The organism is Chryseobacterium geocarposphaerae, from assembly GCF_002797535.1.
Lineage (GTDB): Bacteria > Bacteroidota > Bacteroidia > Flavobacteriales > Weeksellaceae > Chryseobacterium > Chryseobacterium geocarposphaerae.
Genome location: NZ_PGFD01000001.1, coordinates 1,608,538 through 1,629,989, shown reverse-complemented (window position 1 = coordinate 1,629,989; position 21,452 = coordinate 1,608,538). Strand labels below are relative to the sequence as shown.

Here is a 21,452-nt window from a genome sequence, read left to right as displayed (position 1 = left end):
AGTGTATAACTTCATGGGCAGTCACTCTGCCTGTGAAGTTTACTAAAAGACTTTAATAAATCATTAAAAAATTAATAATAATGAATAATCAATTAAGTGATATATCATCTCTACGTAATATATCGACTCAATACCGCAAATTCAGCAAAGGACAATATATAGAGTATACCCAGTTCAACGAGTTTTTGGATTTTTTTGAAGACCAGGACCGTTTATCCAGGGTAATGTTGCAGGGAGTGGGTGTGGTATGTGGTCTCAAGCCCAGTCTTACGTATTCAAATAGGCTGTTGAGCGGTATACAGCTTTCTCAGGGAGTGGCGCTCACTACTGATGGAGATTTACTGACCCTGAATAATACGAGTGTGGTAAGTGAAGAATTGTACGTAAGTGATTTGAAAACCATCAAGATAGAAAATAAAAAATATACCCATTTTAAAATATATGATAATTTCAAAGTACACTATCCTGCATTTCATGTGAACAACGGCAGAGGAAGCCAGGTTGAGCTGTGGGAATTGGCAACGGCCCAGGAAGCTAATTCGGACTTTCAGCCCATCAGTAACCTTTCAGATTTGGATGACAAATACCTGTTGCTGTATTTAGAAAATTACGAAAAAGAAGTTAAGCCTTGTAGAGGAGTGGATTGTGATAACCATGGAGTTCAACAAATTCGTAACCTTAAAGTATTGCTTACTTCGGCGGCAGGAATTAATAATATTATTGGAGATAACCTGTTGCCATTACCTGATATAGATGGTACAATTCCGAAAAAAATAAAAGATCTTATCCATCCTCATCCTTTGTTTATAGATAAAATATTGAAGGCTGAAAAGCAAGAACGGGTGATTGTAGAGCGGCTTATTTTAGAAAAAGGAGTGGAAACGCAATTTACTTCTTCAGACGTAAAGGAGCTGTATGTTGCTGCTTTGGAAAAAATTAATTATGGTGAGTTTGTATTTGATAAAATCAATAAAATCTCAGAAATAATAGGAGTTCAGGGTGCAGATCATGCATCTTTTAAAAATAGATTGCAGGAGTTTTTTGTTCAACGTTTTGGTTTTCAGTATGCTTATGATGTTGTGAAAGATGTAATGGATACCTATTCTGAAATTATAAAGTTGCTTCCCAAATCTTTTACTAAAGGCTTTCCGGATTTAGATTCTTTTCCTAAACACGTTTTGCTAGGGAAATTAACATCAAATATCCATCTAGATTCGTTTAGGCATCAGTTTTATAATTCTCCTGTTTTAGATGATGAAAAAGCAATGGAAAGAGTTAAAATGCTAATCAGTCGTTTCGTTCAGCAGGCACAGAATGTTAGGTTTTCAATTAGTTATGAGGAAGAAGCAAGAATTAAAATTATTCCATCACAAAAATTAAATCCTTTAAGTAATAAAGCAGTTCCTTTCTACTATCAGGTTACAGGAGAATTGCTAAAAGCCTGGAATTTTGATAAAACAAGCAATCGATCGGCTGCAGATAATTTAGGGTATGCTATTGATTTCTTTTCACCCAATACACAAATGCCTGATAGTCCTTTAAATTTTAATATAGATAAAAATTCATTTTATAATATTGAAGGTCATCAGGGAATGTTTTATGAGGATGCTCTTCAACAAATAAAAGAAATCAGGGATAAGCAGCAGCTGGGATTTGATGTTATGGTTTTGTCTCTGGAAGAATTGGTAGATAATAAAGATCTGTTTAAAGCGTATTTCAATGATTATGTAGAAGAACATCCGGGATTGGAACATAAACGAGGTGTAGAGCGAGGAGGTACCTTTGTAATGGTTTATGAAACTATTGGAAGAGATTCAACAGTTATTGCAGATTTTTCACTGCCATATATATGTTGTACTCCGAAATCTGTAATTAAATTGAGTTTACCGAATACGGTTATCTGTGCCAAATCTGAACCTATACCTTTTACGGTGTTCCCTACGAATGGAATAGTAAAAGCTGTTGTGGATGCTAAATTAAACGGAGGTGTAACAGTAAGAAACGGATTGTATTTCTTTGATCCCCAGGTAGTAAGTCCTGAATTATATGGTCAGGAAATTACCTTTACTGTAAACGGGAAACCTACCACTTGCAATATAAAAGTTACTTCACAGCCAGATGTAAATATCGTTGTAGATTCTGTTTATTATCCGGAAGCCGGTTCTAATGCAACAACCATAATCCTTAAAGTTTCAGGAAAAAACGGGCAAAATTTTGCAGACTATACGTATAGTTGGGATTTCCTGGATAATGGCGGTTGGGTTACCCAGAATCCGGATGCAAAAGGATTGGTAAGCTATACTTTTTATAATCTGTCTCCTGCAAAAATTCCGACAATAAGAATAAATGTGGGCGGAAGCGGATGCTCTCAAAGCATAAATATCAACAATTGGTATGATTTTCCTGTTGCTCCTTCTGTTGTAATAAATAATATTGACTTCACAGGAGGTGTCCAATGTTGCGAGAGTATTCCTCCTGTTATTAAGCTTAATCTAAAAAGTCCGCAGGAATTTTATCTGTCCCAAGGTAATTCCTTTACATTAAAAGGGGAAAATCCGGGAGTGCAAACGCCTCTTTATTCATGGGTTCAGACCTATGGTCCGGTAGTAACGCTTTCCGGAATAACTAAACCAGATCTATTGGTAACAGATTTTCGTATTGAAACATATAAATTCAAGCTTACGGTTGTTGATGCTGATAGCGGAGCATTTGCTACTCAGGAAGTAGAAGTAAATGTGTATGAATGATAAGATACTGCATTTAAAAGGGGTGATTATGAAATTTAAATTAAAATCACCTCTTATGCATCAATAAAAATATAATAACAATAAAAATAAAATAATGGCAACAGCAGAATGCAAAATTTCATTTGGAATAGATTATACATCTTCCGTGCCAGTAACAAATACGGCTGCAACTGTGTCGTACGGAATTCAGGGATCTGGAAATCCGACAGTTATAAGTAATATAGATCCCAATAGTGTGGTAGAGCTTCCTGTCATTCAGACTCCTGGTGATTACGATTTGACAGTAGAATTGTCCGCTGGCGGAGTTCTTGCTACCAAAACGGGCTCCTTTACAATAGGAAATTGTAGTTCATTATCCTGTAAAGAACCACAGATTAATGAAATAGAAATAAAAAACAATGGCCAGATCGTAATGGATTATTTTGTTGACCCTACGGATCTTGCTACACCGGAATATCAGATAGCAACAGATCAGTACTTCAACAATATTATTCAGATGAAAATAGACTTTGATTATACTCCAATCGAAAATGTTTTTATGAATAATGGAAATTATACTTATTCAAGAGAATTATACATTAGGGTAAGAAAGCATTGTTTCTTTAAATCTGTAGGGATTTCAGGTGTTTCTGGTTGGTCTAATGTGGTTAAGTTTACGTCCGGAAGATGGTCTATGCAAAAAGCTCCTTATACTTTCGATGCATATTGTGTATCGGGAAAATTTGAAGACCCAGTTTACACAGATGCTAAAATTTGTTTGACAGGAAGCACATTACTCAAAACTATCAATCTTAATACAGTTACTCCGCAAGTGGGAAGTTTTATTTATTTGACTGATGGTACAACCCCTGCATTGCCCCCATACTTAAGTAGTTTTGATACAGGTGGAGTAAGTGTAGGATTCAATGAAAATGGAATCAGATGGGTGAGATTTGCAAATGATAATGAAAATAAAATCTATGAGGTAGAAAAAGATGGTCGGATCATTGGTGTTTCATCAATATACCACTGTGAAGTTAATTAAAGACTAAATAAAAATCCTCAATTTTTTTGAGGATTTTATTCACTCTATCTTCTATTATTTTTACGTCTCGTACTTATAATATTGAAAAGCTTGGCAACATCTTTCAGGTGGATTTCAAAATCTTCATAATATTCATTTAAAGAATGAAGAGTAATAATGCCTTTCTCAACATCATGGTTGATGATTCGTTTTACCAAGATTCCTTTTTCTTTGTGGACGATCACAAAATCCCATTTATCATAATGTAGCTTACTCAGCCAATAATCCTGTCTTATATTTCTGCATAATATAATGTCACCTTCAAGATAGCTTTCGTAGGATCCGTTATCCATGCTGTCCCCTTTTACTTCAAAACACATGTACTCGCCTCGGTGCTCCACATCATCCGTAAAAGGAATAGTAGGTAAGCTCTCGATGTATTCTTCATCTGCAAAGTTATGTAAATAACCAGCCTGTGCATATTGATTCGCAAGAGGAACATTCATGATTTTTAAATCTGAAAAAACAACGGGCGAGGCACTGTTATTTAATTTCTTTTGTTGTTCCTGAAGTAGATTGGTCACAAAATAAGCAGTTGTTTCTGGTATTTTTCGTTCGCCTTTTTCCCAATATTGTACAGCTCTAGTACCAACTCCTATGGATTTTGCTATATCAGCCTGCTTCATGTTTAGCTTCTTCCTGATTTCTTTGAATTCTAAATAGTTCATTTTGATATGTTTAGGGTTACTTTTAAAAATAAATACGTAAAAAATTCGTTTTTTATTTTGAAAAACGAACAATGTTCGTATATTTGTTTCGCTGTTAAAATGGTACAGCACAAATATACAAATTATATTTATAATTTAATATTTATTTGATTTTTAAATGTCCTGTTTATAGTTGTTTGCGATTTTTTACAGGGATTTGATAATTGGTTTATGTTGCAGGTATCTTATATCCGGATCTTGTTTTTTTAGCTTTTTATAGCATAAATTAAATAAATAAGAAATTTTTTAACCTATTTAAGTGTAAAAATTGCATTTTTAAAGAGGGGTTTTATGTGAATTTTGTGCATTTTTAAATGTTTTTTGTTGATAAAAATGCGCTTTTATATGACTAAATAAGATGCTGGGCTTAAACCAGGAACGTAAAACTGCTGTTTAGAATAACATGATCAATGAATTACTATTAGCAGTAAAATTGTTAAAATATCTAAGGATAAAATAAATTAAATGTTGAGCTCTTTTAAACAAATTAAGTAATGATGCTTAATGTTAACAAAATATCGATTATTTGTAAACATAAGGAAGTCATTTACTACAAGTAACAGTAATAAGTTGGTGTGTTGTTTCTATCGAAAAATACATGATATCAACTTCTTAAAATCAAAATTAATACCTGATTAGACACCCTTTCAAAGACTTAAATATTGTCTTTGGGGACTCTTATTGACTTAATTAAAGAATAAAAATGTAAACAAAATAAAACATTAATATATAAAACTCCTAACCAAAATGAAACGTAGCAAAGAATTAGTAGAAAAAAGAAAAGATTTTGTTATTGAATATGTAAAACGTAATCAAAACAAACAGATGAAAGTGATTGTCACAGAGTTAACAGAAATGTTGTTTTTATCCGAAAGAACAATATATAATATTATTCTTCAGGCATAAAGTTCAGCCTTGCTGAACAATATACTCAGAAATTAGATCTTGTAATTATACATTCTAAAAAAGGTAAAAGGACTCAAAGTTATTCTCATAACTAACCCATACATCATAATGGGCTGTTCGATACCTCTCAAATTTAAGTTTATAGGTAAATACTAAGGTAAAAACGGTTTCTGCTTTTAAGGCCTGTTGTTTCGGGTGCAATATGAACCGGAAAGCAGAAGCCGTCTAACCAGATGATGAAAAAAAATCAATCTTACAAAGACAAAAAGAATTGTTCATACAAAAATTTTAGAACCATGAAAAAGAAAAAAAAGAAAAAAAATAAGGAAAAACAAGAAAAGCCAGCGAAGGACATTTATGATCTTATTGATGAGCTGGCTTATGTAAATAAAAATGGAAATATTCGAAAAAGTAAAAGATTTTTAGATGATATGTACATACTGGATCAGGATATTTAGAAGTATGAAAAAATCAAAATCTTTAATTAATAATATATAAAAAGGATGAATCTGGATAGTATAAAAGCCCTGTTAATAGGAACGGCAATTGCATTTTCAGGCGGATTACTAAGAGTATTGGTCTCTATACAAAACAAAGAGAAAAAACAGCCATGGGAACACTTTATCACATTGTTGATCGTGATAATTGTCGGCTTTACCATGAGTTATCTAATGAACAGAGCTGAGCTGCACGATAAATGGTATTCAACAGGCGTACTGTTTGTACTCGGCTATGGTTATGATAAATTTCTGAAAATGATAACAACAAACCTGCCCAATTGGATTGATAAAGCAGTGAACCTTTTTATTGAAAACCGATATGGCGTAAATACAGAAAGACAAGCTGACAAAGAAGAAAATACAGATAATCCGGCTCAATAAAAAATAAGTAAATAATGATATTGAAGGCAGTTCATACCCGAAAACGATAATTTGAAAGTGCTTGCGAAAACAAAGTCATTAAAGTAAAACAATCATGAAAAACTCTTTACTGCAACTACAGAATCCATCACTTAAAAATTAATGAATTCTTCCGGAAAAGAGTCAAATTTGAACTAGAAAAACTGAAAACTCGAAAATAGATAACAAGAGAAAAACTTGAAGTGGTTCCAGCATTACCTGTTTCTCATCACCAGCCAAATGCCACTTCCGATTACTTACATTCTTTAAAAAATCTACCCTCACGCGGTCAGATTTTCACATTCAACAGGTAGTATAAAACGCAATTGTATTAATTGCGTTTTGTATGCCTTCAAAAAATCAATATGAAATTAAAAAACTAAGTCAATGAAAGCAGCAACTCCTGTAGAAAAAGACAATGCCCACCAAAGTCCAAGCCGAAAGCAAAGGCAGCAAGAATCGGTGGTACCTCTATCTGAGGTGGAAATAACCAATGCAAAGAAGCAAAATTCTGGAGATTTAAAAGGTATAGCTGGATCGGCAAATCCGAATCAGTTTAATCTTAATAGTAATGTAATGGCTGTTCATGGTTCGCAAACGATCTATGACCAAGGCTCGCAAATGATGCATAAAAAACATCAGGAAAGTTTGACTCAAACAGGAGATATCAACCATCCTGATACAAAAGAGACCGAAAAAGACTATTTAACCACATTAAATACAAATCAGGCGCAGAATTATAATGATCTTAAATCCGGAACGTATTTACCAAAGATGTTGGAAGAACAGGTAATGGTTCATCAACAAAGTAAAAAAATTGAAGAAACAAATCCGGCAGTAAAACCAGTAGATAAAAAAGATACTCCAATTAAATCGGATGCAAACCAGTCTCAGGCAGTTAATCCTGACAAAGCTGAAGCAGGCGAAATTGAAAAAGTATCGCCAAATGCAAATAGTAATCCTGAATTTACAGCATTAAGCGGAAATATAGCTAATACGGCCAAGTTGCAGAAACAACACGAGCCATCACAAAAAGCAAGCAACGATGCACAGGCTGCAGCGCCATCACCTTCCAACGAACGCCAAAGTATGGCACAGGCGAGTCAGGTGAACACAATGGACGAGCAGAAAGCAGGGATGTTCAGCAAAAAAGATTTTAAAGCGCAGTTGACTGAAAAAATAGAGAATATTACACTTCCGGAAAATGAAGAACAAGCAGATGAGTTTGAAAAGCATAACAATATAGATGAGGTTAATCAGAAAGCGGTGGGAGATGTTAAAAAAGAGAAGAATATAGCATCTAATGATATTGCTTCTGCAACTTCTGCACAGCCGAATACTAACGCTCAGCCAACTCGTGCCGTTGCCAAAATGCCGACACCGAACATTGGTAAAGCTCCAGGGATACCAAATGCAGCGAAAGCAATGCCTGTGAAAAGAAATGTAGAAAGTGTAGAACAGCCTATTAAGGAACAAACAGCAAGTATCGATAATGAAATGCAAGCGAATGGGGTGACTGACAATATGCTTGCAAAATCGAATGAACCTACATTTACAGATGCTTTGGCACAAAAGAATAAAGCCAAAACCCAAAGTGTTGAAGCAACTCAACAGTTTAGAGACAAAGAAAATAAGGAATTGTCAAAAACCCGTACTGATGCACAGGCACAAGCGGCAAGTCATATTAGTGGAATGCATGATGTAAGAAAAGGCGGACTGGGCAATGTACATGGCGAGCAAAAGCAAACTTCCGGAAAAGACAGCCAAAAACGAAAAGAAATTGCAGATCATATCAATAGTATTTATCAAAGTTCTAAAACGGACGTGAATTCCATTTTAAATAGTTTGGATAAAACGGTTGCGGATAAATTTGCAAGAGGTAGTGTGGATGCTAAAAAAGCATTTGAAGTTCATGTTAATGAAGGAATGAAGGCTTATAAAAAGAAACGTTACGGAGATGCATATGCGAAATATGGTCTTTTAGGTTTGGCTGGTAAATGGGTGAAAGACCAAGTTGTCGGTTTACCGCCTGAAGTCAATAAATACTTTGTAAGCGGTAAGGCTCTGTACATTAAAACAATGGATAAATATATCGATGATATTGCAGGCCATGTTACCAATCAGCTTAACGCGGCCAAAACCAGAATTGCTAAGGGGAAAAAGGACGTTCAGACCTATGTAAACAGTTTATCGCCAAGCTTGAGGAAAATTGGGAAAGATGCGATTACAGAAATTCAAGCCAAATTTAATGCACTGGAAGAAAGCGTAAACAATAAAAAAGATGCCTTAATCGATGTGTTGGCTAAGAAGTATGCTGATAATATTGCAAGTATCGATACCCGAATTGCAGATTTAAAAGCGCAAAATAGCGGATTGGTTAATCAGGTTCTTGATGTGCTTAAGAACAGCGTGTTTGCTATCATTATTGAAATCAAAAATACGCTTACCAATTTATTGTCAGGGGTTATCAGTGCGATTCAATCGATTATCATGGATCCGATAGGATTCTTCAGAAACCTTATTGCCGGAGTTTCCCAAGGATTTACCAATTTCGGAGCCAATATCTGGACTCACCTTAAAACAGGCTTCTTTGGATGGTTAACCGGGGCAATGAAAGGTATTTCTTTAACAATGCCGGAAGATGTATTCTCGTTAAAAGGAATTTTCTCCATTACCACACAGGTTCTTGGTTTAACATGGGGAGGAATCAGATCAATTGGAGCCAGAGTAATAGGTGAACCTGTAATGAAAGTTCTTGAGACTGCTTCAGAAAAAGGTCTTGAAATAGTACAGGTTGTCCGTAAAGAGGGTGCTGCCGGACTTTGGGAATATTTGAAAGACCAGTTTGCCGATCTTAAAGCTACGGTGATGGATACTATTATGGATATTGTTCAAACGCAGGTGATCCAGGCAGGAATCAAATGGGTAATGGGCTTATTGACTCCGGTTGGAGCATTTATAAAAGCGGCAATGGCAATTATTGATGTGGTGAAATTCTTCATCCAGCGAGCAGCACAAATTATGGAATTGGTAAAGGCTTTTAGTGATAGCATCAAAGCTATTGCCAGCGGAAATGTAGGCGCTGTAGCCAAGTCGATAGAAAATGCATTGGGCAGAGCGGTTCCTGTACTGATTGGCTTTTTAGCTTCCTTATTAGGAATTGGAGGATTGGCAGATAAAGTATTGGGCGTTATCAGAAAAATACGCCAGCGTATTGAGAATGCGATTGTGAAGTTCTGGAATTTTGTGAAAGTTAAAGCTAAAGGATTGTTTGGGAAAATTGGTTTTGGCGGCAAGAAAGATAAGAAGGAGAAAAAAGTAGAAGATAAGCGTACTACAGCTGAAAAAGAAAAAGACTTAAGAGATGGATTGAATGAAGCAAAAGAATATGCAAAAAATACTCAAGATGCCGAAAAAATAAGAAAAAAACTTCCGGAAATAAAAGAGCAATATGATATGAAGTCTCTTAAGATGGTTATTGACGGAGAAAATGAAAATTTGAAAACAATACATTTTGAAGGAGAAGTAAATCCAAAGGGAGTAACAGTGAAAATTGATATCAAAAAAGAATCTTTTGGTGAATTGGCTGTCGGAAAGCATCCGTTAAAGGGGAAGGATAGAGAATCACATCATGTTCCAGAAAATAAATTTATGGATAGAATAGAAAAGTTTTATGGACGTATTGGAAAAAAAATAAATAAAGAAGAAAAATCTAAAGAGGTTAAAGACTTTCAGGATATAGCTGAGAAGCTTCTACAAAGAGAAGCTGATATAGCAGTCAACTTCCCTAACCATGGAAATAATTTATCAGCAATTTTATTGCATAAAGATACCCATAGAGAGTCTGATGAGGCGGTTCATAGTAAAGAGTTACAAAAGGATGTTATCCAAGATTTGGAAAAATATTCCATGGAAAATAAAGAAATTGTAATTATGGGCTATGATGGTACAAAAAAAACAAAACGAGCCCAAATGAGAAAATCACATTGGGATAATTATATTAAAGAGGCGCATCTTTTGTTAAAGAGAGGTAATATTGATTTGGATAGTTTTGTAGTAGAAAATAAAGGTAGTTTTATTATAAAATCGCCAGGTAATAAAGCTGGTGCGTTTGATGTAATTTCAAAAGATATTGCTGAGAAAATTCAAGAATTATTTAATAAATTTACCGACGCAAGTACAACTAGAGAATATAGAGAGGAATTGAAGTCGTATAAGAGAGAAATTCTTAAAACAATAAATGATATTGCAGAAAAAAGTTATGAAAGTGCTTTAACTGTAGGTCTCCAGACTGTAGCTACGGCTCTTAGCAAAAGTGATAACGATGGAGATAAATCTGAACATCCAAAAGCATTAGATAAATTAAAAGAAATTGCCAATGTAATTTGGAGAAATCATATCATTAAAAAAATTAATTTATGAGACTAAATAAAATACACCAAGATCTAAAAGAACTGTATAAAGGCAAAGAAAAATTAAATACAATTGTAGGAGTTGAATTTAGCCATCAAGAAGAAGCTAAACTTTATACCAAAATATTACAAGTTGGGCAATGGTATGTAGCACCATTTTCTTTTGAAACATATGATAGCTATGCTATTAAATTATCACCTAATAAAAAAATATTAGAATCTCCTGTTTATTTAAGAAGTAGATGGGATCACTCTCTTTTTTCTAATAATTTAGCAAATTTTTTGCCGATGAGACAGTTGAAAATGTTGGATACTTCAGATTTTGTCCAATATATTTTAGATGATTGGCAATTACTTGAAGAACTTTCATTACCGCTTAGACAATATACAAATAGCTTAGATTCATTAGAATTTCTAAAAGAATATCTACATAATGATGATAAATTAAAATATTTGGAAAATCCCTCGGAATTTTATACCAAAATATATTTAGATTTTTGGAATCATTATTATGATACTCCAGAACAGAAAAAATATGTTGAGTTAATGAATTTGATGATAAAAGATAATTCCTATCTTCCTGAATTTGAAATAAATAATTACGGTATATGGAATACAAGAGCTTGTAATGCTATCGGACAAAGAGCATATAATTTAATTGATATAGAGACTGAAAAAAAAGAAAACCAATTTTGGCATAGTTTTATTCAATCACATGGTTTTGACCCGGTAGAATTTGATTTTGGTTTTATTCCTTATACAACGTCATCTAATTTTCAATTAGATACAATAATAAGTAAATTTAATCCTGAGTTAAGTTATTTTTCAAAAATGAAGAATCATCCACTGTATGAAGTAGGTCAAATTCTTAGTAAAAATAAAAACACTTACGATGGAGACGCTCATATAAAAGCTGCTAAAGCTATAGATGAAGAATTAAACGATCCTCTTATGGCATGGGATGCTTTAGTGAGTGCGGGATACTGGGGTGGTGTAAATTTTGGTCAGCCAAATATGAATGCGTGGAAAGCTGCCATTGACTTATCTGAAAAGCATGGCTGGACAGAGATTAATGAGGTTTTAATAGATCAATTAGAATTTTATAATCACTATAAAGACAAAATTTAACCAGCTTATTAAAATTAAAAGCGAAATTTCTAGAAATAGAAATTTCGCTTTTTTGTATTCAATAAAACTCACTATCTTTAGATAACATTGAAAAGTTATAATAACACCCCGAAAATTTACAAATAATGAAAAAAACACTATTCATTTGCACCTTTTTATTCAGTTTTTCCTTCATAAGCGCCCAAACTATAGAATCAGGAAGCCATAATACAACAGGTTACATCAAAAGCGATGGAACAATTGAAAACAGCAGCCATTCTACAGTAGGCTATATCAAAACTGATGGTACGATAGAGAATAAAAGCCACAGTACAATTGGCTACATCAAAAGTGATGGTACGATTGAAAACAAGAGTCATTCTACTGTTGGTTATGTTAAAAAAGATGGGACAGTAGAAAACAGCAGTCATTCAACTATTGGTTATATCAAAGATGATGGAACGGTCGAAAACAGCAGTCATAGTACGATTGGTTATGCAAGAGGAGTTAAAAAAGAATGGGCAGCGATAGCTTTTTTCTTCTTTAAGCTAGATTAATATCAGAATATTGAGAGAAGGTTTCTCATTAATTATAAGTCAAAACAAAAGGCTCGGATTGTAAAATCCGAGCCTTTTGTTTTTGGATAAATGTGAATTTATATAAAATATTTGGGCGTGAATTAGATAGTTGCTTCCGGCGGTTTATTCTAGTTACTGCAACTACAGGATCGGGAAGGTAAAAAGCTTTAATAAGAAAGAAAAAAGAATGAATTTTGAGCTTTAAATAAAGACGATTATATTAAAAAAACAGTCAGAAATAGTAAAGCATATGGAAAAAAACAAATTAACCACCCGAGACAAATTAAAAACCTATTTTGAAACAGGCAAATATCCCACACAAAGTCAATTTTCGGATCTGATAGATCTTTTGAGACTTAAAGAAGATATCCTAACGAATAGAGAACTGGTAACCCTTGCCAATAGTTTGGAAGCCATTGAGAACACATTTATTTACTATTTTGCAAGTAATGTTAAGGGGTTAAAATTACCGATTGTTATCAGTTCAGAGGATGAAGAAGATCAAATAATCACTTTTGAAGAAACTTTAGGAGACTTTGAAAGAAGATATTTGTTCGGAAGTGCGCCTTACACGATTAGAGTAAAAGAGTTTTTAGGTGGAAAACTAAATGTAAACGAATATTATAATCTAGAATACCAGCTTGATCGCACTTATACGATTACCAGGCTGTTTGGAAATAACCTTCAAACAATTCCAGATGGATTTGAGCTTGGAGTACTGAGTGACAAAAAGATGTCTGTGGGAATTTACACACGAGATTTTGGAAAACAAATCAATATTATAAACACAGATGTTAGGTTCAATAATAATACAGAGATACCTATCCGGTACAGAATAGAATCACAATACTGGGGTGATGGATTTAAAGCAGAAGATACAGTCACCGATCATTATGACCTTTGGGATTATTTATTCTTCTATTATGATGCAGACCTTAGTGGAAGCAGTCAGTCTGTAAACTGCGAAATCTATGATGCAGATAATAATAAGCTTTTATCGACTACCTCTCTTTTGGCAGGACAAAGCAGCAACTCTTGGGGCGGTAGTCAATACTTGAGAGAAATCAGAAATATAAGAATTGAATGCAGCTATCATGTAGGAGAAAAATAATAAGCAAAATGTTTTAAAAATAATTGCGCATAATTATAGATTAAAATTTCAGGAGCTACTGCAACTACAGAATAGTGAAGTCAAAAAACTTTTATAATAAGAAAAAAAGAAAGAATTTTGAACCATTAAATGACAAGCCAAATCCTATTACTATAAAGTTATCTGGAGATCGTATGACGACTTCAGATAATCAATTTATAACTAATTCATAACACCTCAATCATTTTTTTAAGAGTGAGATTGACCTCTTAAAAGTAGAATTCCGATAAAAGAGACTTTCTTAAACAGTAGCAGCTGATAAGATTCCAATGCCCAAAAATGGATTTTTAAAAGTTTAAATATCAGATAATAAGTTAGTTATTTGGGCTCTAAAAATAAACAGAATACAAAAGATTATGGAAGAAATAAATAAATTAACCGAAAGGGAGGAATTAAAAACCTATTTTGAAACAGGTAAATATCCCACACAAATTCAGTTTGCGGAGTTGATAGATTCTTTAAGGCATAAAGCGGATGCCCTTAGTTATAGAGATATTGTAAATATTGCTAATAGATTGGAAGCTTTGGATAGTGGATATATTGAATATTCTGTTATCGATGTTGGAGATCAAAAATTTTCTATAGTTATGAGCTCAGAAGGTGCGGAGGATCTGGTAATAGAGTTGAAGAATACTTCTAACGGTAGTGAAAAGTTAAAGATCTTTGGCAAGGTACCTTTTATCTTTAAAACAAAAGAATTCCCGGCAGAAGGATTGGGGATAAACGAATATTATCATTTTACCTGTTCTGTAGATTTCCTCCCTTTTGAGAGACTATTTGGAAATAACCTGCCTACAATTCCTGACGGACTTGAATTTGGAACTTATAATGGAGTAGGGTTTATGTGTGGTATAAATAAATACCCTATGGACCAACAAATTAACATCGTAAATACAAGTATTAAGTTTGTTAATAAAACAGAAGAAGCTATTCAGTATAGAGCACAAGCAGGCATTTGGACTGATATATATAGAGGTAGAGATATTGTTACAGATCATTACGATATGTGGGATAATTTGTATTTCTATTATAAGGCAGACCTTCAGAAAATCGATCGGAATATAGAATGTAGGGTTTACAATGCAGATAATGATCAGCTTTTAATAACAGCCTCCTTATTGGCAGGACAGGATAATAAGGAAGTCTGGGGGAATGGTGAAGCCAAACAAATCAGAAATATTAGAATAGAATGCGATTATCAGTAAACGGAGAAACCATAAATCATAAAATGTGCTGTATAATACAATGTGATCTTCAGTTTAAAATATGTATTATGCTTCAAAAAGCTATTAAAAGAAAATTTTTTACGAAGCTGCATTTTTAAATTTACACAAAACATACTGGTGTTCAGTTAACCAATGATCTAATGAATCAGTAAAAATATTCTCTTGTGATTGATGAAAATATTTCAAAAAATAAAATCACCACAGCAAATACGGATGGTCGTTTTCAATCTGTAAACATACTCAGATCATCAATTTTCATTAAAATAAAATTTTCAATACCATGACAGATTTAGAAACAATATTAAGTTGGTTTCAAACCGGCGATATGCCTACAGCAGAAGAATTTAAGCAAACATTTTCTTCTTTTAGGCACAAAAGCACAAAAATTCCAATTACAGAAATCGATGGACTGGAGGACTTAGATTATGTCCAAAAGAAATACGTTGATGATGCTATAGCAAACATAGAAGGCGGAAATGAAGGTGGAGTTTGGATTTTCCCGATAAGTAGTTAAAATAAAAAAATATGCCAAAATTTAAAGAAATAATTATACAATATGTCAATGTTTTTGACAACACCTATGTAGATTTATCAGGTGATACCCAACCTGTTCAGCCTTTGGATATTTATTTAGTTCCCAATGAAGACAAATCTCACGATCGATATGTTGTGGATAATGAAGGGGTAATATCTAAACAATCCAATGGTTCCCAGGCGAACTATTTAAGAGCATCAGGAACTGATCCATTTCAGCAGATAGCAGGATCTTTCAGGACTCAGACTGCATCATTTCATGTTTATCGGGACGGTTATCCTTATGACAGTCAATTTACATTATCTCCTGGTGATATAGAGCTTTCCAGCAGGGTTATAATGGAGGATCCCAAGAATCCTATTAATAGAATCCTTGTTCGAGAGGATGGAATTAGATTCACAACTAAAAATTTTATTTGTGACAGCATACCAAATGTACAAGGAGATACAAGTTATACAAGACAATTAGTACAGAAAAACGATGGTACAGTAGGGCATGAACCTAAAACTACAATCCCCAAAATATTCAGTGTATTTTCATCAATATTGGAAAGAAATGTAGAACAAGATTATGTCATATTTGATATAGATTTTCAATATTTAAAAGCTCTGGATTGGGAGAATAAACCGGTAGTAACTGTAGATACTAATAATACGTATGTTACTGGTTCTAATGGTTCAGCAGGAGTTCGGTCGTCTGATGTTACCTATTCTGTAATATTTGGAGGTGGATACGGAAATGCGGTTACAAATATGAAAATACATCTTAAAATTAAGAGAGTTAGCATACATCTGGCTAATGTGTACACGTATAATACATCTGGATTTTCAATAAGTTTCAACGTAGATGGAATAGAAGTAAATAAATTATGTAGTGTGAGACCAGATCCATTACTGCCTGTTTAAAAAATAAAAAAGACTAAAACCAATGGAACTCATTCAGATACAAAAATTATTTACTCATTTAGAAGAGGTTATTACATGGCGTATAAACAATCCTTCAGAAGATTTTAGCATAGGAGCACCTGAATTTATAGCTAAAGATCATAAAGGCTTTCCATTAGGAGAGTATATTTCAGCAAAAGAATTTACCCATCAGGAAGTTATTATTCTCTTAATAGCTTTATTACCAAAGCTGGATCCATCATTGCTGAAACGGATTTATTTAGAACTCCCAACGAGTGCATTGTTTGATTATTGTGCAACCAATGAAAACGGAAGACTCTTTTATCCGACAGTTCAGGCTGTACAGTATGTTTTAGGAGGAGAAAGTATCTCAGAACGGTTAAAAGCGCTGGATCATTTCAATCCGGATTCGGTTTTAATTAAAAATGAACTCATTGCAGTTCAGGGTTATACATCAATAAACAGCCCGATTCATGTTTACGAGGACGCTTTTAATACCATCATTTTTGGAGTTGAATTATTGCCAAAAATGAGTAATGATTTTCCGGCGGAACAAATAAACACCAGCCGATCCTGGACTGATCTGATACTTCCTCAGAATACGTTAAATGAGCTTCAGACTATTGAAGCCTGGTATAATAGCAGCCAGATTCTTATGGAAGACTGGGGAATGGAGAAAAAACTTAAGCCTGGTTTTAGAGTGCTGTTTTACGGAGATCCGGGAACAGGAAAAACTCTTGCGGCCAGCCTTCTGGGAAAATATACGAAACGGCCTGTTTTCAGGGTTGATGTTTCTATGCTGGTCTCGAAATACATTGGGGAAACAGAAAAACAGTTGGCAAAGTTATTCGACAAAGCTGAAAATAAAAACTGGATTCTATTTTTTGACGAGGCGGATGCTATTTTCGGAAAACGGACCAATGTGCGTGATGCTCATGATAAATATGCCAATCAGGAAGTTTCTTACTTGCTGCAAAGAATAGAAACGTTTTCGGGACTTATTATTTTGGCTTCCAACTTTAAAAACAATATGGATAAAGCCTTTACGCGACGCTTTCACAGCTGTATCAAATTCAATAATCCAAAGCGAGAGGAGCGTCTGCGTATCTGGCAGCACAATTTGCCCGAACAATTACAGCTTGAAGACATTGATTTAGAAGAGATTGCCAGACGGTATGAACTTACCGGTTCTAATATTATGAACGTGATACAGGATGTAAGCTTAAAAGCCATTGCATCAAAAGCACCGGATTACAGGGTTAGCCTGGAGATGTTATTAGAAAGCATTAAAAAAGAGTACGTAAAGGAAGATAAGATATTTTCATAAAAACCGGAATTCTTTAAAAATCCGGAAAAACTTAGATAATAGAGGATTTACATTCTTTTAATTTCAAAAAACAAAACCTATGAAAGAGAAAATTATGCTGCTGATATTTTTGAGCAGCCTTATATTGGGCTGTCGGAGTAAACATAAAATAACGACCAGCTACAAAGAAGATAAAAAAGAAACGGTTAAAATAAAAGCTGATTCTTTAAGCATACAGAGCTTAAAATTAGTTCAGAATTCATCTGCTGATGTATTACTGAACGAAAAGAAAAATGAAATGTCCGGAGAAGTATTGATTAAAGGAAAATCTGATGTCTCCAATCCATTCGTTTTTCATAATGTGATCGGAAAAGATACCATTCAGAGTATTTCTATCATGGGAAATGCGGAATACTTAATCAATAATCATTACGCAAAGGCAGATCATCACCAGTCGGAGGTTAAAAAAATCGAATCTGTTAGTACGGTTCAGGATGTATCACAAAATGTTATTTCCAAAGAAACAGATAAAGAAATTTCTTCGGCTATATCTCAAGACACAAAAAAAATACGGTCGAACGGATTTCAGGCAGGAGCCTTGATTGTTATTGTATTGGGAGCAATCATATTAATACTGGCCTTTTTCATATTTAAACGTTTTATAGAATGAAAACATCACAAAAAGGTATAAACCTAATTTTATCATTTGAAGGTTTCAGTGCTAAACCCTATCTGGATTCAGCAGGGATTCCGACCATAGGCTATGGAAATACATATTATCCCGAGGGGAAAAAAGTGACCATGAAAGATCCTTCAATTAGTAAAGAAAAAGGAGTAGAATTATTTTCATCTGTTTTACCAACTTATGAAAAGATTGTCAATAATAAAATTAGAGTAGCACTTACCCAAAATCAATTTGATGCTCTTGTATCTCATACCTATAATACCGGAGGATCTGATACACTATTTTCTTTGATTAATAAAAAAGCAGATCCGGAAACCATTAAAAATTGGTTTGTTTCTAAATACATTACCGCAGGTGGTAAGCTCTTAAATGGACTGATCCGGAGAAGAAAAGCCGAAGCTGATTTGTTCTTTTCCAAATAAAAAAAATCCCCACTTTAAAGTGGGGATTTTTATTTTAGAAATAATTTACTTTTTTCAGCCATTATGACTAAGATCATAACACATGGGAAAAAGAATGTTCTAAATTTGAAATCACATCACAAAAATTTATATTATGAAATCTATTGTATTATTCTCGTGTGCACTGGCAGGTGTACTCATGAGCTGTAAAAAGCAGACAGAATATAGGAATGCATCGATTCAGGATACCCTTGTTACCCCTGATACCATAAAGGACACAATTCCTGCTCGGGATACTCTAATAAAACGACAGCCATCCGATACAATCTCTTATCCGAAAGATTCTGCAAATCGTAAAAAGTAAAAAAATAATAGGATTGGTTTTCCTCTGATTCTTTCAGGTTTTACGAAATTTTGACATCGTCTGAATTATCTTAAAAAGTTACTAAAGAAACATACTCTTAAAACTGGAACAGAGAAACGAAACCCTTTAAAAAGATAGAAATTAAATTAAAATGTATTAATAAATTCAATATGATTCAGGTCATAAATTAGTGAATTATTAAGCTGTACATTTGATATACAAATTATTCTAACCTCGTTTTGAGGTATCATTTACGAAGCATTGCTTCGGTGTTCAATATCCATAAGATTAAACTGATTGCTGTCTAATACTAGTCACGGCCGGCAATAGCCATCACTTAATATTAATTATAAAAAATTCAGTTATGAACACTAGAAATTCAAAAAATCGTAGTTCAAGAGGAAGTTCATCCAGCAATCTTGAAGAAGTTTACCAACTAGGGTATGATCATGGTTATAATGATGCATCAAGAGATGAAGATTATGACGATGATTTCACAGAATATGAAGATTATTTCGATGATGACTATGAAAATAGTTATGATGACGACGATGATGATTATGATAACTACGATGATGAAGATGATTATGATAATGACGACGATGATTATGATGATGAATACGACGATGAAGATGACGACGATAATAGAGGAAGAAGCGGTAACAGAAACCAGCAAAGAGACAGCCAGGGAAGATTTACTTCCGGAGGCGGTAGAGGTGGTTCCCGTGGACGTTCCGGTTCTGGTTCGGGATCAAGATCAGGAGGTAGAGGCAGGTCATCAGGAAATGGTTCTTCAAGAAGAGGCTTTGCTTCTATGAGTAAAGCAGAACGTACAAGAATTGCCCGTATGGGAGGCCAGGCTTCTCATGGTGGCGGAAGATCTTCCGGTTCGGGTTCAGGCTCCAGTTCAGGAAGATCAGGAAATGGAAGAGGTTCCAACTCAAGATCAGGAGGTAACAGCGGTTCAGGTCGAGGTTCCAATTCCGGCTCAGGAACATCAAGAAGAGGTTTTGCTTCTATGAGTAAAGCAGAACGTACAAGAATCGCCCGTATGGGAGGCCAGGCTTCTCATGGTGGCGGAAGATCTTCAGGTTCTGGTAGATCCGGATTTGGCGGTAGACGAAATTCATAATTCTTTTTTCAATGATTGCCTCTTTATCGATATAAAATAAAGGGGGAATCTTTTTATTCACTTTTTAACACCATTCACATCATGGCAACAAAAACAGCAGAAAATAATAACAGCAGCACAGCCGTATCAGAGAAAAAAAATATGACGATAGATAATGCATCTGTAGATGCAAAAGAGATGAAAAATGCTCCGCTTCATAAGTTTTTTGTATCCGCACTTAAGGATATTTATTATGCAGAAAATGCAATTGTTGATGCTCTTGAAAAAATGCAGGAAGCAGCAACGACCGAAGAGCTTAAAGATGCATTTGAAGATCACCAGTTGCAGACCAAAAAACACATCAGCAGATTAGAAAAGATTTTTAAACTGATAGATGAAAAACCTGAGAAAAAAGAATGCGAAGCGATTAAAGGGATTATCAAAGAAGGAGAAGAAGTTATAAAATCTACCGAAGAAGGTTCTATGACAAGAGATGCAGCACTCATTATTGCAGCACAAAAAGTGGAACATTATGAAATAGCTACTTATGGAGGGCTAGCTCAGCTGGCTATCACAATGGGACATGATAAAGCTGCAGATCTTCTGGAAAAAACACTACAGGAAGAAGAAGAAACGGATGAGAATCTTACAGACATTGCAGAGACATTCATCAATTTTGACGCAGAACAGGAAGATTAATATTCCATTAAATATAGTAAAGCCATATAGAGGCGATCTATATGGCTTTTTAACGTTAACAATTATGAATTCTAAGAAAATTTTAAAGACGTTAAAGCGGCAATGCTTTATCAAAATTCCCAACCATGGAGAACTGTTTAATGAAGGAGCTTCAATATATGCAAAAGAAATCGACCGTAATATTTTTTTAGTATTTGTAATTGAAGAAGATGCCGATCCGGAAAACGTTCAGGCGCTTATTGCTCAGTTTGATTCTTTGGGAAGTATAGGAAAAAAAGAACCGATAAAAACCATGTTTTATATGTCTTTTAAAGACAATGAAGATATGCATTATTTTGAAAAATTTATACATATATCTGAAAACCGATAAATATAAAGATGAGAGAAAATGATCTATTGAAATCTACTGTGTTGCATTATAAAAATAACTATCCCGAAAATGAAATTGTTTATCCCCAAGAGGTTAGCTCTTACGGAGCGGCTTTTCTGATAAGATCTTTGGAAAAAATAAAAAAAAATACAGGATCTGAGGTTCTTAGAAAGCTGATAGATACATATATAGAGGAATATTTGTTTCATATAAAGATAATAACCGCGATACAATAATAAATGGGATTGAAGAAGCTTCGGCTAAGGGCTCTTCCTTTATTC

The 21,452-nt window shown here is 34.1% G+C and carries 19 protein-coding genes; 18 read left to right on the top strand and 1 reads right to left on the bottom strand.

All coding sequences use genetic code 11. The features are described from left to right. The first annotated feature begins 80 nt into the window (after positions 1-80). Positions 81-2,747: a PKD domain-containing protein gene (locus CLV73_RS07220; protein WP_157798749.1), complete on the top strand. Its 2,667-nt coding sequence runs from the start codon at positions 81-83 to the stop codon at positions 2,745-2,747. Positions 2,748-2,841: 94 nt separating this feature from the next. Next, entirely contained in the window at positions 2,842-3,771 is a 930-nt protein-coding gene (locus CLV73_RS07215) for a hypothetical protein (protein ID WP_100376167.1), read from the top strand. Between the two features lie 44 nt (positions 3,772-3,815). On the opposite strand, the gene CLV73_RS07210 is transcribed toward CLV73_RS07215, so the two are convergent. Then, complete coding sequence (locus CLV73_RS07210; protein ID WP_100376166.1) at positions 3,816-4,478, bottom strand: S24 family peptidase; 663 nt, start codon at positions 4,476-4,478, stop codon at positions 3,816-3,818. A gap of 786 nt (positions 4,479-5,264) precedes the next feature. Between CLV73_RS07210 and CLV73_RS18890 the strand changes: the two genes are divergently transcribed. The 16 genes from CLV73_RS18890 to CLV73_RS07130 all read left to right on the top strand — a co-directional run bounded on the left by CLV73_RS18890 (position 5,265) and on the right by CLV73_RS07130 (position 21,171). Next, positions 5,265-5,423 carry a hypothetical protein gene (locus CLV73_RS18890; protein WP_157798748.1) on the top strand — a complete coding sequence of 53 codons (159 nt, stop codon included), beginning with the start codon at positions 5,265-5,267 and terminating at the stop codon, positions 5,421-5,423. Positions 5,424-5,719: 296 nt separating this feature from the next. Continuing rightward, positions 5,720-5,881: a hypothetical protein gene (locus tag CLV73_RS07205; RefSeq protein ID WP_157798747.1), complete on the top strand. Its 162-nt coding sequence runs from the start codon at positions 5,720-5,722 to the stop codon at positions 5,879-5,881. Between the two features lie 45 nt (positions 5,882-5,926). After that, positions 5,927-6,304 carry a hypothetical protein gene (locus tag CLV73_RS07200; RefSeq protein ID WP_100376164.1) on the top strand — a complete coding sequence of 126 codons (378 nt, stop codon included), beginning with the start codon at positions 5,927-5,929 and terminating at the stop codon, positions 6,302-6,304. A 405-nt stretch (positions 6,305-6,709) separates the two neighbouring features. Continuing rightward, positions 6,710-10,744 carry a phage tail protein gene (locus CLV73_RS07195; protein ID WP_100376163.1) on the top strand — a complete coding sequence of 1,345 codons (4,035 nt, stop codon included), beginning with the start codon at positions 6,710-6,712 and terminating at the stop codon, positions 10,742-10,744. Further along, positions 10,741-11,862 (top strand): hypothetical protein, encoded by a 1,122-nt coding sequence (locus CLV73_RS07190; RefSeq protein WP_100376162.1) that lies wholly within the window; start codon positions 10,741-10,743, stop codon positions 11,860-11,862. Before CLV73_RS07195 ends, CLV73_RS07190 begins: the two co-directional genes overlap by 4 nt. A 125-nt stretch (positions 11,863-11,987) precedes the next feature. Then, entirely contained in the window at positions 11,988-12,398 is a 411-nt protein-coding gene (locus CLV73_RS07185; RefSeq protein ID WP_100376161.1) for a 5-fold beta-flower protein, read from the top strand. Positions 12,399-12,669: 271 nt separating this feature from the next. Then, positions 12,670-13,530 (top strand): hypothetical protein, encoded by an 861-nt coding sequence (locus CLV73_RS07180; protein WP_100376160.1) that lies wholly within the window; start codon positions 12,670-12,672, stop codon positions 13,528-13,530. A 395-nt stretch (positions 13,531-13,925) separates the two neighbouring features. Next, a complete protein-coding gene (locus CLV73_RS07175) occupies positions 13,926-14,774 on the top strand; it encodes a hypothetical protein (protein WP_100376159.1) in 849 nt (282 codons plus the stop codon). A 301-nt stretch (positions 14,775-15,075) separates the two neighbouring features. After that, positions 15,076-15,309 (top strand): hypothetical protein, encoded by a 234-nt coding sequence (locus CLV73_RS07170; RefSeq protein ID WP_100376158.1) that lies wholly within the window; start codon positions 15,076-15,078, stop codon positions 15,307-15,309. An 11-nt stretch (positions 15,310-15,320) separates the two neighbouring features. Then, complete coding sequence (locus CLV73_RS07165) at positions 15,321-16,235, top strand: hypothetical protein (protein WP_100376157.1); 915 nt, start codon at positions 15,321-15,323, stop codon at positions 16,233-16,235. 22 nt (positions 16,236-16,257) lie between these two features. Then, positions 16,258-17,562 (top strand): ATP-binding protein, encoded by a 1,305-nt coding sequence (locus CLV73_RS07160; protein WP_100376156.1) that lies wholly within the window; start codon positions 16,258-16,260, stop codon positions 17,560-17,562. Between the two features lie 79 nt (positions 17,563-17,641). Beyond that, a complete protein-coding gene (locus CLV73_RS07155) occupies positions 17,642-18,211 on the top strand; it encodes a hypothetical protein (protein WP_100376155.1) in 570 nt (189 codons plus the stop codon). Next, positions 18,208-18,648, top strand: coding sequence for a lysozyme (locus CLV73_RS07150; RefSeq protein ID WP_100376154.1), 441 nt, complete (start codon positions 18,208-18,210; stop codon positions 18,646-18,648). The genes CLV73_RS07155 and CLV73_RS07150 overlap by 4 nt, the downstream gene beginning before the upstream one ends. 707 nt (positions 18,649-19,355) lie before the next feature. After that, a complete protein-coding gene (locus tag CLV73_RS07140) occupies positions 19,356-20,123 on the top strand; it encodes a KGG domain-containing protein (protein WP_100376152.1) in 768 nt (255 codons plus the stop codon). Positions 20,124-20,204: 81 nt separating this feature from the next. Next, a complete protein-coding gene (locus CLV73_RS07135; protein WP_100376151.1) occupies positions 20,205-20,801 on the top strand; it encodes a ferritin-like domain-containing protein in 597 nt (198 codons plus the stop codon). Positions 20,802-20,865: 64 nt separating this feature from the next. Continuing rightward, a complete protein-coding gene (locus CLV73_RS07130) occupies positions 20,866-21,171 on the top strand; it encodes a hypothetical protein (RefSeq protein ID WP_100376150.1) in 306 nt (101 codons plus the stop codon). Positions 21,172-21,452 lie beyond the last annotated feature (281 nt).

Bases quoted from the DNA above. Each gene is read 5' to 3' on its own strand.
- CLV73_RS07180 (WP_100376160.1), top strand. From the start codon at position 12,670: ATGGAAAAAAACAAATTAACCACCCGAGACAAATTAAAAACCTATTTT.
- CLV73_RS07205 (WP_157798747.1), top strand. From the start codon at position 5,720: ATGAAAAAGAAAAAAAAGAAAAAAAATAAGGAAAAACAAGAAAAGCCA.
- CLV73_RS07195 (WP_100376163.1), top strand. From the start codon at position 6,710: ATGAAAGCAGCAACTCCTGTAGAAAAAGACAATGCCCACCAAAGTCCA.
- CLV73_RS07130 (WP_100376150.1), top strand. From the start codon at position 20,866: ATGAATTCTAAGAAAATTTTAAAGACGTTAAAGCGGCAATGCTTTATC.
- CLV73_RS07170 (WP_100376158.1), top strand. From the start codon at position 15,076: ATGACAGATTTAGAAACAATATTAAGTTGGTTTCAAACCGGCGATATG.
- CLV73_RS07210 (WP_100376166.1), bottom strand. From the start codon at position 4,478: ATGAACTATTTAGAATTCAAAGAAATCAGGAAGAAGCTAAACATGAAG.
- CLV73_RS07155 (WP_100376155.1), top strand. From the start codon at position 17,642: ATGAAAGAGAAAATTATGCTGCTGATATTTTTGAGCAGCCTTATATTG.
- CLV73_RS07135 (WP_100376151.1), top strand. From the start codon at position 20,205: ATGGCAACAAAAACAGCAGAAAATAATAACAGCAGCACAGCCGTATCA.
- CLV73_RS07200 (WP_100376164.1), top strand. From the start codon at position 5,927: ATGAATCTGGATAGTATAAAAGCCCTGTTAATAGGAACGGCAATTGCA.
- CLV73_RS07140 (WP_100376152.1), top strand. From the start codon at position 19,356: ATGAACACTAGAAATTCAAAAAATCGTAGTTCAAGAGGAAGTTCATCC.
- CLV73_RS07190 (WP_100376162.1), top strand. From the start codon at position 10,741: ATGAGACTAAATAAAATACACCAAGATCTAAAAGAACTGTATAAAGGC.
- CLV73_RS07160 (WP_100376156.1), top strand. From the start codon at position 16,258: ATGGAACTCATTCAGATACAAAAATTATTTACTCATTTAGAAGAGGTT.
- CLV73_RS07220 (WP_157798749.1), top strand. From the start codon at position 81: ATGAATAATCAATTAAGTGATATATCATCTCTACGTAATATATCGACT.
- CLV73_RS07215 (WP_100376167.1), top strand. From the start codon at position 2,842: ATGGCAACAGCAGAATGCAAAATTTCATTTGGAATAGATTATACATCT.
- CLV73_RS18890 (WP_157798748.1), top strand. From the start codon at position 5,265: ATGAAACGTAGCAAAGAATTAGTAGAAAAAAGAAAAGATTTTGTTATT.
- CLV73_RS07150 (WP_100376154.1), top strand. From the start codon at position 18,208: ATGAAAACATCACAAAAAGGTATAAACCTAATTTTATCATTTGAAGGT.
- CLV73_RS07165 (WP_100376157.1), top strand. From the start codon at position 15,321: ATGCCAAAATTTAAAGAAATAATTATACAATATGTCAATGTTTTTGAC.
- CLV73_RS07175 (WP_100376159.1), top strand. From the start codon at position 13,926: ATGGAAGAAATAAATAAATTAACCGAAAGGGAGGAATTAAAAACCTAT.
- CLV73_RS07185 (WP_100376161.1), top strand. From the start codon at position 11,988: ATGAAAAAAACACTATTCATTTGCACCTTTTTATTCAGTTTTTCCTTC.